The 461-nt window shown below is 48.4% G+C and carries 1 tRNA gene; it reads right to left on the reverse strand.

The features are described 5' to 3' along the window. Positions 1-254 precede the first annotated feature (254 nt). A tRNA-Glu gene (locus tag KK102_RS22080) sits at positions 255-330 on the reverse strand. Positions 331-461: the final 131 nt, after the last annotated feature.

Below are 461 nucleotides of genomic sequence, written 5' to 3' on the forward strand. Positions count from 1 at the left end.
CGCAGATTAGCACGTCCTTCATCGCCTCTGACTGCCAGGGCATCCACCGTGTACGCTTAGTCGCTTAACCTCACAACCCGAAGATGTTTCACTTCAAGATTGCGAAAATTTGAGAGACTCGAACACACCATTAAAGATGTGTCGTTTCAATTTTCAGCTTGATCCAGATTTTTAAAGAGCAAATATCTCAAACGTCACCCGAAGATGAGTTTTGAGATATGACGGCAGGTGACTTTCACTCACGAACCAGCAAGTGGCGTCCCCTAGGGGATTCGAACCCCTGTTACCGCCGTGAAAGGGCGGTGTCCTGGGCCTCTAGACGAAGGGGACACTGAAGTCTCAATCGCAAGACGCCTTGCTATTTACTTTTCATCAGACAATCTGTGTGAGCACTACAAAGGCAGGTTCTTTAAGGTAAGGAGGTGATCCAACCGCAGGTTCCCCTACGGTTACCTTGTTAC

The organism is Enterobacter quasimori (assembly GCF_018597345.1).
GTDB classification, from domain to species: domain Bacteria; phylum Pseudomonadota; class Gammaproteobacteria; order Enterobacterales; family Enterobacteriaceae; genus Enterobacter; species Enterobacter mori.